This window comes from Alkalithermobacter paradoxus (assembly GCA_002029295.1).
Taxonomy (GTDB): domain Bacteria; phylum Bacillota; class Clostridia; order Peptostreptococcales; family Peptostreptococcaceae; genus Alkalithermobacter; species Alkalithermobacter paradoxus.
The window spans coordinates 132,752-148,425 of sequence record MZGW01000003.1; the positions used below are offsets into that span (position 1 = coordinate 132,752).

The 15,674-nt window shown below is 35.1% G+C and carries 20 protein-coding genes; all 20 read right to left on the reverse strand.

Annotation, left to right across the window (positions count from 1 at the left end; genetic code table 11):
- Positions 1-29 precede the first annotated feature (29 nt).
- The 20 genes from CLOTH_RS05245 to CLOTH_RS05340 all read right to left on the reverse strand — a co-directional run bounded on the left by CLOTH_RS05245 (position 30) and on the right by CLOTH_RS05340 (position 15,672).
- A complete protein-coding gene (locus CLOTH_RS05245; RefSeq protein ID WP_079411893.1) occupies positions 30-353 on the reverse strand; it encodes a tail assembly chaperone in 324 nt (107 codons plus the stop codon).
- 116 nt (positions 354-469) lie between these two features.
- On the reverse strand, positions 470-679 hold the full coding sequence (locus tag CLOTH_RS05250; protein ID WP_079411894.1) for a hypothetical protein: 210 nt from the start codon (positions 677-679) through the stop codon (positions 470-472).
- Between the two features lie 106 nt (positions 680-785).
- Positions 786-1,358 (reverse strand): major tail protein, encoded by a 573-nt coding sequence (locus CLOTH_RS05255; RefSeq protein ID WP_079411896.1) that lies wholly within the window; start codon positions 1,356-1,358, stop codon positions 786-788.
- On the reverse strand, positions 1,351-1,689 hold the full coding sequence (locus tag CLOTH_RS05260; protein WP_079411897.1) for a hypothetical protein: 339 nt from the start codon (positions 1,687-1,689) through the stop codon (positions 1,351-1,353). The genes CLOTH_RS05255 and CLOTH_RS05260 overlap by 8 nt, the downstream gene beginning before the upstream one ends.
- On the reverse strand, positions 1,686-2,078 hold the full coding sequence (locus tag CLOTH_RS05265) for an HK97-gp10 family putative phage morphogenesis protein (RefSeq protein ID WP_079411899.1): 393 nt from the start codon (positions 2,076-2,078) through the stop codon (positions 1,686-1,688). Before CLOTH_RS05265 ends, CLOTH_RS05260 begins: the two co-directional genes overlap by 4 nt.
- Positions 2,071-2,397, reverse strand: a complete 327-nt coding sequence (locus CLOTH_RS05270) for a phage head closure protein (RefSeq protein WP_079411901.1) — start codon at positions 2,395-2,397, stop codon at positions 2,071-2,073. The genes CLOTH_RS05265 and CLOTH_RS05270 overlap by 8 nt, the downstream gene beginning before the upstream one ends.
- The gene (locus CLOTH_RS05275) at positions 2,394-2,966 is read right to left on the reverse strand and encodes a head-tail connector protein (RefSeq protein WP_079411903.1); all 573 of its coding nucleotides are present in this window, start codon (positions 2,964-2,966) and stop codon (positions 2,394-2,396) included. Before CLOTH_RS05275 ends, CLOTH_RS05270 begins: the two co-directional genes overlap by 4 nt.
- Positions 2,967-3,008: 42 nt before the next feature.
- Complete coding sequence (locus CLOTH_RS05280) at positions 3,009-3,449, reverse strand: hypothetical protein (protein ID WP_011838219.1); 441 nt, start codon at positions 3,447-3,449, stop codon at positions 3,009-3,011.
- 12 nt (positions 3,450-3,461) lie between these two features.
- On the reverse strand, positions 3,462-4,745 hold the full coding sequence (locus CLOTH_RS05285; protein WP_331722017.1) for a phage major capsid protein: 1,284 nt from the start codon (positions 4,743-4,745) through the stop codon (positions 3,462-3,464).
- Between the two features lie 33 nt (positions 4,746-4,778).
- Complete coding sequence (locus tag CLOTH_RS05290; RefSeq protein WP_079411906.1) at positions 4,779-5,522, reverse strand: head maturation protease, ClpP-related; 744 nt, start codon at positions 5,520-5,522, stop codon at positions 4,779-4,781.
- Positions 5,523-5,526: 4 nt separating this feature from the next.
- Positions 5,527-6,786 carry a phage portal protein gene (locus CLOTH_RS05295; protein ID WP_079411908.1) on the reverse strand — a complete coding sequence of 420 codons (1,260 nt, stop codon included), beginning with the start codon at positions 6,784-6,786 and terminating at the stop codon, positions 5,527-5,529.
- Positions 6,787-6,797: 11 nt separating this feature from the next.
- A complete protein-coding gene (locus CLOTH_RS05300) occupies positions 6,798-9,347 on the reverse strand; it encodes a terminase TerL endonuclease subunit (RefSeq protein ID WP_143715426.1) in 2,550 nt (849 codons plus the stop codon).
- Positions 9,340-9,822 (reverse strand): phage terminase small subunit P27 family, encoded by a 483-nt coding sequence (locus CLOTH_RS05305; protein ID WP_011838224.1) that lies wholly within the window; start codon positions 9,820-9,822, stop codon positions 9,340-9,342. The genes CLOTH_RS05300 and CLOTH_RS05305 overlap by 8 nt, the downstream gene beginning before the upstream one ends.
- A gap of 58 nt (positions 9,823-9,880) precedes the next feature.
- Positions 9,881-10,030 (reverse strand): hypothetical protein, encoded by a 150-nt coding sequence (locus tag CLOTH_RS05310; RefSeq protein ID WP_278406592.1) that lies wholly within the window; start codon positions 10,028-10,030, stop codon positions 9,881-9,883.
- Positions 10,031-10,088: 58 nt separating this feature from the next.
- Positions 10,089-10,841 carry a hypothetical protein gene (locus CLOTH_RS05315; protein ID WP_079411911.1) on the reverse strand — a complete coding sequence of 251 codons (753 nt, stop codon included), beginning with the start codon at positions 10,839-10,841 and terminating at the stop codon, positions 10,089-10,091.
- 113 nt (positions 10,842-10,954) lie between these two features.
- Positions 10,955-11,266, reverse strand: a complete 312-nt coding sequence (locus CLOTH_RS05320; RefSeq protein WP_011838226.1) for a hypothetical protein — start codon at positions 11,264-11,266, stop codon at positions 10,955-10,957.
- A gap of 70 nt (positions 11,267-11,336) precedes the next feature.
- On the reverse strand, positions 11,337-11,816 hold the full coding sequence (locus CLOTH_RS05325; protein WP_011838227.1) for a gamma-glutamylcyclotransferase family protein: 480 nt from the start codon (positions 11,814-11,816) through the stop codon (positions 11,337-11,339).
- Between the two features lie 144 nt (positions 11,817-11,960).
- Positions 11,961-12,884 (reverse strand): amidoligase family protein, encoded by a 924-nt coding sequence (locus CLOTH_RS05330; RefSeq protein WP_011838228.1) that lies wholly within the window; start codon positions 12,882-12,884, stop codon positions 11,961-11,963.
- Positions 12,885-12,983: 99 nt separating this feature from the next.
- Positions 12,984-14,486, reverse strand: a complete 1,503-nt coding sequence (gene dcm, locus CLOTH_RS05335; protein ID WP_331722018.1) for a DNA (cytosine-5-)-methyltransferase — start codon at positions 14,484-14,486, stop codon at positions 12,984-12,986.
- Complete coding sequence (locus CLOTH_RS05340; RefSeq protein ID WP_079411913.1) at positions 14,437-15,672, reverse strand: site-specific DNA-methyltransferase; 1,236 nt, start codon at positions 15,670-15,672, stop codon at positions 14,437-14,439. Before CLOTH_RS05340 ends, dcm begins: the two co-directional genes overlap by 50 nt.
- Positions 15,673-15,674 lie beyond the last annotated feature (2 nt).

Here is a 15,674-nt window from a genome sequence, read left to right on the forward strand (position 1 = left end):
ATCCCATCCTTCTTGATTGGTGTGGCTTTCTATTCCCCCATATTTTCAGTTATTTCTGGCATAGCTATATTTAACGCTTCATTAATAGCTGTCCCTAATCTCTCCATATCATTAAGTGTAAGCATTCTGCCTACTTCTTTAAGAGTTACACTTTCATTCTCTGCTTTAATTGCTGAATATATCAGTGCCCTAATTGCTTTAATCTTTTTATTCTGCAAATCCTCAAAGGCTTGATTAATGTCTCCATAAACTTCCTCTAATTCACAGAAGGTGTTCATATCAAATTTAAGTTCGTACTCTTTATTTGCCAGTGTAATTTTTATACCCTTGTTTTTAAGTTCTGATGCTTTCAAATAATATCCCTCCATTCTTTTTTAAGCGAGAAAAAACAGGGGTTAAAATTCCCTGTTAGTTAACAATATAAGAATGTTGTGTATCAACTAAAAATTAAATATTATTAGACTTAATCTTATTTATTTTTACGTCTTTTATCATATGCAAGCATAATGAATGGCAGACCAGTAAAATATAAAACATAGAAAATAAAGTTTATCCATCTATCAATAGACATTTCATTAATAAAACCTACAACTACAACAAATATTATTGCTATTAATTGTAATGTCAGCCCTATAATTAATAGTGTCTTATCTGGTAATGCCTTTATTTTATCTAACATAATCTTATCCCCCGCTTTAATGCACATTTATATACAACTGTGTACTAACTATATGCTTTATTATACCAAATACTTCTTTGCCATTAAATTAATTTCATATAATAATTTATGATGTTCCTATAGGCTCATCTGGAACCTCAGCAAACCATGAACTTATAATCGTTTGATCAATACCTTCAGCATCTTCATCTGCAATAAACCTATAATTCCCGTCAGATTCTCTCGAATAGAAATTTCCCTTAAGCTTTGCACTTTGTGCCTTTGGCTTTTCTGCCTCAGTGTCATATTCATCTGTAGCAAGTTCAAACTTCCCTTTCAGCAGCCACACATATCTATATTTTCCGTTATTCTTCTTTGATTTAAAGCCTAAAGCTATGGTTGGCGGTATATCATCTTTATTTTCAATAAGAACACCCTTCACAATTTTGGCTCCTTGAAGTTTTGCTCTGCTTACAAGCGAAAGCTGATTCACTTCAATTTCCACATCTACACCTTCAAAGGCAGTTATGATATCCTCAACAGAGTCATCAGAATAGATATTCTCTGAATTTAACTTTGGAGAAAGCTTGGCACTGATTGCTCTTTCAAGTTTTATTGGTGCACCATATACAGTTCCACTAGCATCATCGCTAGTTAAAATTGCGATATGAATATCTCTTAGTCCTATCTGTCTAGCCATTTATATCACTCTCCTCTAAATAATAAAATTTAAGACCTTTGTGAAAGATTTTTGTATCTTCTTCATAAAGGTCTATTTCATTTAATCTTTTGAACCCTGCTTTAAGCAAAAGTTCTTTTATATTTTTAACTATATCTGTATAATCAGCCTTTGACCACACATCTACTTGGATATAATGTGCTGTCAAAGCTTCTTCATCATCCTCATACTCTTCACCTGCAGTTAAATACTCATGAAAAGTAATGTAGTTTTCAGCCTTTCCAGTATATTTTTGAAAAGAAACCGGGATATTAAGCGGCTTTAAGGCATCTACTATAATTTTATTTATCATTTCTCAAGCCCCCTTTTAAGCTCATCCATTATGATTTGGTTGATTTCTTTTTTATTTTCAAGAACAGAGTTCTCCGCCCAATGCTGTGCTGGAATCTTTGCAGTTCCCCATTCAGTAAATTTGCTGTAGAAAAACTCTGAATTGTCCCCTTTATTCGGACCTATTTCAATAAAATCTATCCCATTTTCCTTCTCTATTTCAGAAACCTTTATATTATCAGTCATATGTTTTTTATTTAGTGGAGATACAGGAGCATTTTTCTCCATGCTAGTTTTAACTAAATCCCCAGCTTTATTAAGAGCCTTTTTCTTTATATCCTCACCTTTTGCACCAAGTTTATTAACTCTATCTATAAGCTCCTGCATTCCTTCAAGTTCTATTTTAGCCACTGTTATCAACCTCCATAGCCTTGATTTCTATGAATTTATTAGCGTATTTTATGTTATCGATAGATGTTATATTGTACTGCTTTCCTTTAAATAAAATTCTCATTGTTGTTTCAATATTTGGTACATACCTTATAGTAAATTTCACAGTGTTCTCAGCTTGAACTGCTGCGGCTTCAAAATATTCTCTGCCATGAAGATTTTCAGTTTTTGCCCATAGCTCTTTAAAATCTGCCCAAGTTTCAGTTTCAAAGCCATTCTCATCTGTTTGAACTGTATTTTTCTGCAATTTTATTCTATGTCTTAAATCTTCAGCCTTCATACTGGAATCACCCTATTCATAGAAAGAAGAGCATTTCTTGCTTCCTCTAACTTTGTTTTTTCCTCTGGTCTGTAATCATCATATAAAAGCTTCATTTGAAGTATCATTGCCCACTTCACAGTTTCAGGAACTTTATCCGGAGTATCTCCATACCCTGCAACTATTCTTACCCTTACAGCATTTACTGACTGAAGTTCTACTGTAGGCCAATGCTTTCCTCTATTTAGAACAACTCTGTTTACAAAACCATATAAGTCAACAATATAATTACTTTCATCAAATAAATACTCCTGTCTATTCTCATCATAATATTTTATACTTTCTACCTTTTGTATTGGTGAACAGCTATTAAAAACTATAGCATTACCATTAGGGAAAGTATCCAAAACAAGCTCTAAGGTCTGAGTTATATATTTTCTATTTTGATAGTCTTCACACCATTCTCTAGCTTGTTTTATTAGGCTCATGATTAAAATATCATCATCATTACCATCAACTCTCAAATGATTTTTTGCTTCCTCTAAAGTTATTGGTTCAACTATTGGCGGAGTTATTATTTTAATTGCCATTTTATCACCTCAAAAAGAAAAGGAGCACTAAGGCTCCTTGATTTAACTGCTGTATCTGCTGTCTATAATAACATCTGCACTTGCAAAATTAGCTGCTTGAGAACTTGCCCCGATTTTAATTCCGATACAAGTGAATCCTTCATTTATATCAAGCTTTGCAGGATCTATTTGAAAAACAATCTGCTTATTTCCTGCTGTTTCTTCTACTGTATATCCTGCTCCATCTGTTTTTAATAAAGTATCTGCAGTCGTATTCTCATTTGCCCATACTGGTACACTGCTGATTAATGCCTTTGAATCTGTTCCTTGTGTATCTTTTGCCTGATATATGGATATTTGTGTTTCATGAGCTGCTGCTTGAGTAAGATTTACAATTACTACAGCATTTACTGCATTTTTTAAATTTACATATCTGCTTTCTATACCTTCATTTGTTGTCTTTGGTGAAATGATCTGTATTACTTTATATTTTTCAATAAACATAATTTTTACCTCCTACCTATCTGCTAAAGTTACAAAAGGACTTAGTGGATTTGCACCCTTGTAAGGCATAATTGGCTTATTCTTATACGGCATTCCATTAAATTTATAGATGAATCTGAATACCTGCTCATCATATAAAAATCTTACATGGATAGAAACATCAGAAGTTAAACTTTTTTTATCTATTCCAATGTACTGTGTTGGATCTGCTAAAATAATATCTCCTTTTTTACCAAGAGGGGAGCACTGCTCTATTGGAATAATTGGTCTATTAAGTAAGGTACTGTACTGTGAAGTTGCAGCACCTCCAGAAGGCATAAACACAGGTGCTCCACCAGTTCCAATATTAAGAGCCATAGTGTAAAGCTGTGGTTCTATCTCTTGGTTTATATACCATACAGCATTTGCTCTAAGTCTTGCAGGCATACTGCTCCACATTTTAAGTATATTTTCATACTTTATAGTTCCCGCTGCCTGGTCTTTTTCTTTAGGTACAGTAACTAAAGCATCTGAATTAAGTATTCCAAGAGGCATTCCAACACCAGTACCATTAATAATTGCATCATCAATCTTAAAACTCATTTCATCTGCATAGGCTTGCCTTACTATAGCTTCTAAAGCTGTAGTATCTTCAAGCAAATCATCAGTTACATAGCAAAGTGCTAAAAGTTTTTGAAGGGACATTTCAATCTCTTTAAACTTTGGTTTACTTTGAGCTGCTGTTTCAGCTTCTGCTACCCAGTAAGCTTGAACTCCACCCCATCTACTTCCGTTTGCTCTGCTATTTTCGTCAATTCCAAGGGCTCTAAGCCTATTGGTATTAGCTCCTATAGGAATCATTCTTATTCTGTTTGCCACCTGACTTTGTGCCATCATGGATTCAAATAAGTCATTTATAAACTCATTTTCTAGTAAAAATCCTCCTTCTGAAGCTATGCTTTCATTAAGTCCTGTTGCTGAGTTCTGGTAAGTTAATCTGTTGTCCATCCTTCCACCTGGAGATGAAGCCTTTGCAACGGCACTTAAAAATTCTCCCATGCTCTTCCACTTCTTTTCATTGTGATTCTTTGGCTGAGCATATATTGGTTCATTTACAGGTGTCTGAGCCTGTTTTTCTCTTTCTGCATTTATTGCATCAATTTCTTTTTGTGCTTCAATCTTGGCTTTTAAAGCCTTAATTTCAGAAAGTTTTGCATTTATTTCATCAGCTGTAGCATCCTCTTTATTTATTAGATTTTTAGATTCTGTTTCTAAATTTGATAACTGAGCTAATAATTCTTTCATTTTTTCTGACATATACATTACCTTCCTTTCAAAATAATAAAAGCCCTAAAGTTCACACTCTAAGGCAAGTTTTGCTTTTAATAATTTTATTTTTTCTTCATCTTTATAGGTTTCTTTAAATCTTTGATTATACTGTTTTATAAAATCTCTAGTTCTTGTATTAACACTATTTTGAATAGCAAATCTGCTGAACATAAAAGAATTTTCCACTGTTTCTTCTTTATTTTCTGTATAAAGCATTCCATCAACGAATCCTTCAGCTAGTGCTTTCTTAGCACTCATCCATGTTTCTTCATCCATCATCTGTGATATTTTTGATCTGGATTTTTTAGTCTTAAGCTGATAAGCATTGATTATGGTTTCCTTTACTTCATCCAGCACATCAGCTCCATGTCTTAAATCCTTAGCTTCACCTTGAAAATTTCCCCATGGATTATGAATCATTAGAATTGAAGTTGGAGACATTAGAATTTCATCTCCTGCCATTGCTATAACTGAAGCTGCTGAAATTGCCACACCATCAATTTTTACTTTAACCTTTCCCTTGTGTTCCTTTAAAGCTGTGTAAATTCTTGAAGCTGCATAGACATCCCCTCCATAGGAATTAATCCAAACATTTATGTCTTTGCCTTTATATTTATTAAGCTCTGACATAAACCCCTTTGGTGTTACATTGTCATTTCCAAAAAGCATCGACCAAAAATCATCGTCCATGACAATGTCACCATCAATTCTAAGCTCTATCTCCTCCTCATTTTCTTCGCTGTTTTTAAAATTCCAAAACGGCATTTTATCACTTCCTTTCATTAATCATATTAAATATTTCTTCCCTTAGTGCTTTAAGCTGCTCTTCCTGTTTTCCTGCTTCGCTCATATTGAGAGGTTCGAGATATCTGTCACCGTTATCAATAGGATTCATATTTTCAAGCCTTCTAATATCATTAACAGAAAGCCATCCCCACTGTCTTCCCTGTGCATAAGCTTCATATCTTGATTTAATATCTCCACGAAGAAGTCCGCTTATATTGAATTCAAAGTACCTGTTCTTTCTTCTTGATTCCTTTGATAAAAGCTGAAGATTTAAATTTTCTTCCCATTTTTTAAACCACGGCAGCATAGTGTAAACAATAAACTCTAAGCTCTGATGTTCAATATTGTTATTGGTGGATCTTGTTAAATCCTGCACCAGATGAAGTGGTACTCTGAAAATTCTGCACACATCTTCAATTCTGAATCTCTTGGATTCTAAAAACTGTGCATCTGTAAGCTTCATAGTTATTTCCTTAAACTGACCGCCGCCTTCAAGTATCATTGGAACTCCTGCATTTGAAAGTCCTGTGTAGTTCTTCTTAATATCCTTTTTAAGCCTTTGAAATGCTTCATCTGAAAGCTCGTTAGGATACTGAAAAATACCGCTGCTTGAGGCCCTGTTATGATAAAAGTTTCTTTCAAAAGTGTCCTGCGATAATCCAATATCAATAGTAAGTGCTGCATAACTAAGAGGTGTTATTCCTATATAACCGTCTAAAGTTAATCCCGGAATATGAAATATTTCATCTCTTGTTTTAGGCTCTGTCTTTCCATCAATATAATAAAGAAGCCTTCCTGTAGATTTATCTATATCAATTCTTACTCTGTCCCATGATATAGGTCTAAGTTCTAAAAGCTCTCCATGCATATTAAAAACCTTTTGTGCTATAAAGTTTCCCCCAAGGTTTATATTTGTCATACCAAACTCTTTAAACTGCACTGGTGTCATTTCTGCATTTGGTGCATAATGAAGTACACCATATTCAGCAGTGTCTGTAACCTGCCTTCTGTTTCCTTTATCATCTTTTTCATAAAGCATTATAGGACAGCTTGCCAAGGTTTCAGAAAGAACTCTATTGCAGGCAAAAACTGCAGAAAAACTCATAGCGGATGCTGTATCTATTTTAAAATTATCTTTTACAACTTCTTCACCATTTAAAAAATCCTCCGAATATTTCTGAAGGACTTCAAACAAGGCATTCTGGGGCGTTAAAAATAACTTCACTCTATCTTTTAGTTTCAAAGCACCACCTCCTAATCAAGAAAACTTCTCATTCCTCTTTTTTCATAGACACTTTCTTTATTTCCATGCCTTATTGACCTGTCAAGTGCCATAATAAGTGCTACAGCACCATCTATCTTTTCAGTAGACTTTTCTTTATCAGGCTTTATATTACCTGCAGGATCAGTTTTTACATAAATATTATCCATCATCCACCTTAAAACAGGATGTCCTCCATGGGCTATTTTCTTTTCAAGGGTAATTTTCATAAGCTCTTTAGTCGGTGGACTCATATCTTTATAACCTTGTCCAAAAGGAACTACTGTAAAGCCTAAGCCTTCAAGATTTTGAACCATCTGCACGGCACCCCATCTGTCAAAGGCTATTTCTTTTATGTTGTATTTTTTCCCTAAATCCTCTATAAAACTTTCAATAAAGCCATAGTGTATAACATTTCCCTCTGTAGTCTTAAGAAACCCTTGCTTTGCCCACACATCATAAGGCACATGGTCACGTCTGACTCTAAGCTTTAAGTTTTCTTCTGGTATCCAAAAGAAAGGAAGTACATAATATTTATCATCTGTTGGTGTTGGAGGAAATATTAATACAAAGGCTGTAATATCGTTGGTACTTGAAAGGTCAAGTCCGCCATAACACTCTCTTCCTTTTAAGCTGTCTATATCTACTTTAAAAGCACACTCATCCCACTTATCCATCTGCATCCATCTTGTGGACTGCTTCACCCATTGGTTTAATCTAAGCTGACGGAATATATTTTCTTCAGCGGGATTTTCTTTTGCACTGTTAAAGGCATTTCTCACTTTTTCTATATCTATGGTATGCCCAAGAGAAGGGTTTGCTTTATACCAGTTTTTCTCTAATGTCCAATCGTCATTGTCATCTATTCCATAAATAACAGGATAAAATGTTGGATCGATTTTTCTTCCTTCTAATATATCTACTGCCTTTTGATGTACTTCATAGCATATAGAATTTCTATCTGTTCCGGCTGTGGTTATAAGAAAAAACAGCGGCTGCAATCTTGCATCACCACTTCCTTTAGTCATAACATCATATAAATCCCTGTTAGGTTGGGCATGAAGTTCATCAAATACCACCGAATGAATATTAAGCCCGTGTTTGGAGTAAGCTTCAGCAGATAATACCTGATAAAAACTATTTGTAGGCTTATATATTAATCTTTTTACAGAAAGAACAGGTTTAATTCTTTTCTTAAGAGCAGGACACTGTTCTACCATTTCAACAGCTACATCAAAAACGATAGAAGCCTGTTGTCTATCTGCAGCACAGCCGTAAACTTCAGCTCCCCATTCTCCATCTCCGCAGGTCATATAAAGAGCAACTGCAGCAGCAAGCTCGCTATTATGTGTAGGAATCATGGATTTACCTGCTAAATATAATCTTGATGGGCTGTCAACCTGAATACATCTCATTTTTGTCTTTCCTGTTTTTTCAATAGACTTTATATAATGAAAATGTGATCTTGTTTTAATATTTCTTTCTCTGCCTCTTTTAAGCTTTCTATCTAATCCTGATACTTCTAAGTCATTAAAAGCAGTAAACTTTATTAAATAACATATTTCACCTGTTTCAATTCCATATCTAGCTGATGGAGCTGTTTTTAACGTATTCTTTATTCCCAATGACCATAATAAATCCTGAACATCCTTGGCAAGTTCAAAAAGAATTGTCACATATATTGCCTGACTTTCAGCAGTGCTTACACATCCATCAGAATCTATTAACCCTTGTAATAATCTTTTTCTTTGCTGAGCTGATGCTCTTAAATATTCAATAGGTATCCTTTTTTCCCTAAAGTTTTTAACTAATATACTTTTAAGTTCTTTATATACTAAAATATCGCTGTTACCCTCCTGCTTATATCTATTATGAAGTTTATATGGTATATTTTTAATAACTTCGTCAACATCATCTCTCATTACAGTTATTTCAGGCTTTACAGCATTACCATTTCCTATCCAGTACCCAAATAGATACGGATCTATAGGAAGTTTATTTTCAGGCAAAATAAAAGCATCCGCTATTGGGATGCGAAATAATGCTCTATTTTCTTTACTTTTAGTTTTAAACTGCTTTTGATACATTTCTCCTGTTGTTAATAGTTTTTCTCTTCTGCCATTATTAGTAACTTGAACCTTCCATAGATGCCTTTCTCCAGCTACTATACTTGTTCCATCTCTAAAATTTATTTTATATGCCTGCTCCGTATCATCAATTTCACTTATTGCAACAACATTACAAGGTCTTCCCTTTTCATCAATTACCTTATCTCCTGCTTTTATTTCCCCCATTGTAGTCCATCCATCAGGTGTTGGAATCGGAGTATCAAGGGCTAACTGTTTTCCATTTTTCTTAGGAATTTCAACATAAGCAGTATTATACTGCCTGTATCCATTTTCTTTTACTGTTCCGAATATATCCCTTATAATTTTATCCTGCCAAGGCAGAAGATCAAAAGGAACACCACGCCACTGACCCTTTGTATGCTTTAAGCAGTTAATAAAGTTTACGGCATGCTGTGCTTTTGCTTCATCATACACTCTTACTGCCTCCTTTATAAAGTATAAGTTCCATTGGATCTTCTTCATCATTTATATTGTCAGTGACTATTCTGCTTCTTGCTGATGGAGTAAGTCCAAACTGTTCGCAGAATCTGTTCATGATTTTAAGGTAGGTTTGAGCGATAGATACCTGTGGCACCTGCTGCCAGTATCCCGATGGTGTTTTTACAATAGTTCCATGTTTAGTTATAAATTCTTCTGCTTCCTTCCACCTTGCATAGGCTTGACAATATCCTGCAAAGGCTGCCATATCTATTTCTGTAAGTATTCCCATTGCCTCAAGCTGCTTTGACATTCTCCTCCACTCTTTTTTAGCTTCAGCATCAAGCCAGCCTGGACATTTAGGTGCTTTTTTCTCAGGTTTTGGTTCATCTTCATTAAGTGGTCTTTTCCCTGGATTTCCTTCAAGTATTTTTAATGCTGTTGGTTTTGGTTTTCTTCCCCTTTGAGCCATAGGTATCACCTCCTCTTTTGGCTAACTAAAAAGAGCCTACAATCGTAGACCCTTAAACTTATTTTCTTTTTCCTTTTATACCCTTGTAGTTGTAATTCCCTTTCTTAACTTCTTCATATTCAGCTTCTACAGCTTCTTTATAATCACTACGTTTCCTTTCCTTTTCCTTGCAGCTTAAGCAAATGCAATCCTCATTATACATTGACATTATTCTACCCTCTTTTAAGCTTTCTCCACAGCGATCACAGGTTTTCTGAGTAAAAAATTTATCCATTTATTTCAGCACTTCCTTCCTGTTGTAATTTTCTAAAAGCACAACTGCCTTCAAGATTTGAAAGAAGTGTTTTCCTTATATCTTTATACCTACTTCCATTCATGCCAAGGCGAATGAGCCAAGTTCTGAATGCATATTTAGGGTTATCCTCCTGAGTCTGCTTAAAAGAGGTGTGTTTTAATTTTTGTGCGTTCACATTTATTAAAGATGCAAGTTCTATAAATGCGGATATTTTTTCATGGCTTAAGGTTTCACCTAATAGCTTAAAGGTAAAAGTTCCTTTCTCAAAATCAAAGGATATGCCTTTGCAACCATCAGTTCCAACTTCAGTAATAGCATTTTGAAATTCTTCTAAAGTTTCTGTTCTCTTTAAATTCAAATTCTTTATAAAGGTTTCCTCAATAAAAGGTTCTTTTAATTCGAAGGTTTTAACAATTAGCTGCTGTTTACTGTAAAGCATATTTAAAATATTTATTAGCGTTTTTCCCGTATGCTCTCCTAATGGAATTTCTAAATTAAAACTATCAATAGTTGTATCCTCTATTTTTTCTTCAGAATCCTCTCCCTTTAAAATTTCGTTAAGTGTAACAACCCTACCTTGCGAAGTTATAATGGTTCCCTGCCTATCTATTGTGTAGATTTCCTTTTCCGTTTTAATTTCATAGGCAAAGCTTGGTGCTCCAAGATACTTTGCTTGAGAACCTAAGGCTTCACTTAAAATTTTAACTATTTCTTTTCTATCCATCTTCATTCCTCCCTGTGTTTTGGTAGTTACATATATCACTCTAAACACAGTTAATAGCAAGTACTTTGTATAAATATTTTAAGAAGAAAACAGGCCCTTCAGTCTGCTTCTGTCTAATTTTCAATCGCTGTGTACCTTGGGTAGGTGTAGCCTTCTGAATCTACTAAAATGCTTTTCTTTGTTTTTGTGTTCCTAACCCTTATGCATCTTAGCTCTCCTTTTTCGTTGCAACCACCATCTTCTTTGGTTATCCAAGGCTGGTCTTTGCAGAAGTCTTTTGCAAATTCTTTAAATTCCTCATCTCTTAGTTCAATTTCTTTTGTAACTTCGTAGGCTGTTCCTTTTACTCCATCCTTCTTAGCTTCTTTTGTAAGTTCTTTAAGTTCCTTTAAATTTAAAACCTTTCTTCCAAATAATGCTATCATTCTAAAACCTCCAAGTGTGTTTTTGTTATACTATATATCACTCTAAAACACACATATATCAAGCTAATTCTTAAAGTTTATATCTATTATTTTTGCTTATAGCTTCAGCACTTACTTTCAATGCTTCTTCAATAAAACCTATATCAAAACCTGAAGATGTATATCCTTCTTTAACTATTCTTAGATACCTTTCACTTGGAAGGTTTAAGTTAATCCTATCTTTTATTTTATTGGTCATGATGTACACCATAGCAGTTACTATTTCTCCACTTTCAAGCTCCACCTCTAAATCTTTTTTATAATAAAAGTTTGGGAAACCTTCGTAAATGTCTAAAGCTTTCTCATCTTTAGGTTTAACCTCCCAAACAAGTACTGGTACCTTTCCACCCTTAAAAGGTTCAATAGTAGCATAAGCATTATTAGGTACTCCTTTAAAAAGCAACCTAAAATCCTTTAACTCCCCCTTGCCATAAACCCTAGCCGTAGGACATCTTTTTTCCATCTGCTGAAGATTTAAGTTTGAACCATAAGCAATATACAATCTTTTCATCTATCAATCCACCCTTTCTGAAAGCTTCTAATTGGGCCACAGTTCCCCTGTATTGCCTTAAGTTTAATTCCTAGCCCATTAGTTCCTTCTACTACCCTAAGGGCGGTAATTCCGCCCTGTGGCTTTATGAAGCCAGCCGCCTATCTATGCGGCTCTCTGAAATCTCCAAGCTGCTGAGCCTTGAAGGTGCTTTATAAGGTGTTCTCTGCAGTTTTTGAATTCTTCACCTATAAAGCCTATTCTGTTAAGCCAGGTCCTCATTGCAAACTTTGGATTTTCAACCTGTGGCTTTTTACTGCTTGCACTCTTTTGAGTAAGGGCTTGATGGTTAAGTGCCAAGGCTAAAACTATATTTGACCTAATAACTCCTGCGTGCATGGTTCCATTAAAACCTCTAAGTTCAACTGTTCCTGTTCCGTTGAAAAAGCTGTGTAGGTTTAAGAAGTGGTATCTGCTTTCATGGTAATGCCTTTCTCTATTTGAACCGTATCCCTCGTACCAAATATCCTCAATCTGCTTCATGGTAGTAGGCTTTTTCTTGTTTATCCTTTCCACCAAATCTGCATCCATCTTTTTGCAGTATCTCATTCTTTCTCTCTCAATCTGAAGGCTTTCATAAAGCAGGTCATTTCTTGAGTAGATTATGTTTATAAAGTTTCTAATACTTCTTGGTGTATGGTCAGCTCCATCAAGGTGTATGTGAATCCCTGTGCAGTTTTGCTTTTCTGAAAAGGCTCCTGCTTTTCTAAGCTTTCTTACTATCTCCTGCAAAGTTTCTATGTCTTCTTTGTAGGTAAGTATTGGACTTACTAGTTCTACACTATACTCTTTTGTAGCTGCTACCTTCTCGTCATTTACTTTCTTTTGGGTGTAAATACTTCCGTCATACATAAGCTTCCATACTCTTCCGTCTGCTGCTGTTACCTTATAGGTATCATAATAATCATTTTCTCTTTTTATACTTCCTCTTAAAACTTCTGCAACAACCTTTGCGGCCTTGTTTCTTGTAACTCCTGTCATTTCAATTTCAATTCCAAATCTTGCTTTTAAAAAATCTGTGTTTTGCATTTTTGTTTCCCCTTTCTTAGTGTGTTTTTGGTCATGTACATATATCACTCTAAAGGGGAGTAATAGCAAGTATATTATCAAAGATTATTAACACTATTTTTATTTAATAGATTGTGCTACTGCAAAAGCAACATTTACAGTTACTGCATTACCTGCCTGCTTATATAGCTGAGCATCTGAATTTACAGCCCTTGCTTTTTCAAATAACTCATCTGGAAAGCCTTGAAGTCTGAAGCATTCCTTCGGTGTAAGCCTTCTAATACGGTAATTTTTGTCCAATGTAGCCATTTGGCATCCTGTATCTAGAGTATTTGATATACCTTTTCCAACCCTGCCTCTTCTTGTTTTTGAATTAGGTACTGAAATATTTATGCTGTCTCCAATCTCAGCTTCAGCATAGCCTTTTTTTGTAGCTTCTTTAACTGCAACTCCATGTCTGTCCTGCCCTGTTAAAGTAAACATTGGTTCATCTGCATTTTTAAATCTCCTTCCATTCTGACGTTTATTTTCTCTTTCAGGAGTTATAACAGCCCTTGCTTCAAGAACAGCATTTTGTGTTTGATTTCTGTTTAGTCCTCGCCAATCACTGGCACTGATTGTATGTGCTATTTTTATTTCATCAAGAATACCATCATTTCTATTAAACTCAATTGGAACACTCTCTAAAACTCCGCTATTCATTGCAGTTCTATTTACAACTCCTGCTGTATAACGGGAAGTAATACATCTTGATGTATCTGTGAGCTTTGGCTTTGTGTAAGACTGGTCTATAAAAATTTTGCTTCCTTCGCCCTTATTAGTTGTAACTGCTGGAGCAATTCCTTCTGATGAATAAACATTTCCATTCATACCTTTGCCGCTTGGATTTATATTTCCTACGCAGTAAAGACCAGTCTTTGCTCCTCCACCTCCACCACAACCTGTAAGTGTGCAAGCTACTCCTTCTGCATCATAAACTCGCTCACCTTGACAGCCGCCTATAATCTGCTTAAGAGCTGCTGCGTTTTCTCCTCTGACAGGTAGTATTTTTCGTCTACCTCTGGTTCTAAGATTTGCAATAATGAACACACGCTCTCTGTTTTGGGGAACTCCGAAGTCTTTAGAGTTAAGCACCTGCCAGATTGCATCATACCCTGCTTCGGATATACAATTGAGATAGTTTGTAAAATCGAATCCTCTATTACTTGATAAAAGTCCTTTAACATTTTCAAAGATAAGGTATATGGGTTTATCCTTTTCTTCTTTGACTTTAACGAGTTCAATAAATTTAAAAAAGAGTCCACTTCGCTCTCCTGATAAACCTTTTCGCTTTCCTGCAATAGATACATCTTGGCACGGAGTGCCTCCACACCAGATATCTGCATAAGGTATGTCTTCTGATTTGAGTTTTGTAATGTCATCTGCATACCACTCTCCTTCCGTATCAAACATAGCTCTATAGCTTTTTACTGCAAATTTATCTTTTTCACAAAATCCTATACATTTATGTCCTGCAAGTTCTAACCCCAATCGAAAGCCGCCTATTCCTGCAAAGAAATCAAGGAAGGTCATATTAATCACAACCTTCCTTTTTGATATCAGCATATTTAATTTTATTACCATCTCTTAAAAGAAACACATCTTCATCAGCTCCCATTTGCTCTATATATCTCTTTACAATAACATCAGCATACTTTTCATCAAGCTCTATGGTATAGCAGATTCTATTAGTCTGCTCACAGGCAATCAAAGTAGAACCACTGCCGCCAAAAGGGTCAAGAACAATACAATTGCTCATGCTGCTGTTTTGAATTGGATAAGCACAAAGAGCTACTGGCTTCATTGTTGGATGGAGAGCATTCTTAGATGGTCTGTCAAAGCTCCATATAGTACTTTGTTTTCTATCAGAGTACCAATTATGCCTGCCTTCCTTCTTCCAACCAAAGAGTACAGGTTCATGTTTCCACTGATAAGGACTTCTGCCCAGTACCAAGCTTTGCTTTGCCCAGATACAAACTCCGGATAAATAAAATCCAACAGCTTTAAAAGCCTTTCTAAAGTTTAATCCTTCTGTATCTGCATGGAATACATAAATTGAAGCATCTTTCTCCATAGCATCATACATATTAGTGAACGCCTTATAAAGGAAATTATAAAACTCCTCATCTTTAAGGTTATCATTTTGAATCTTTCCGGCTTTTGCTTCATATGCAACATTGTAGGGAGGGTCTGTAACCACTAAATTAGCTTTTTTACCATCCATTAAAGCCTCATATGTTTCAGCTTTAGTACTATCCCCGCAAATAAGCCTGTGCCTTCCAAGCAGCCACAAATCTCCCTGCTTTGAAATTACAGGTTCTTTTAAAGCATCTTCAACATCAAAATCATCTTCTTTTATTTCCTTGTCATGAACATTGCTAAACAGTTCTTCTATCTCTGGCGGTTCAAAACCTGTAAAGGAAACATCATAATCTATACTCTGCAAATCTTTAATAAGCTCAGCAAGAAGTGCTTCATTCCACTCTCCGCTTATCTTATTAAGTGCCACATTCAAAGCCTTTTCCTTTGTTTTATCTATATCAATAACAACACAATCAACTTCTGTATAGCCTAAGCTTTTTAAAACCTTCCATCTTTGATGACCGCCAATAATTGTAAGGTCTGAATTTACAATAATGGGATCTACATATCCAAATTCAGTTAAACTGTTTTTTATCTTTTCATATTCCTTATCACCCGGCTTTAAATCTTTTCTCGGATTATATTTAGCTGGTACAAGGCTGTCTATTTTTAATTTCCTAAACTGCATCT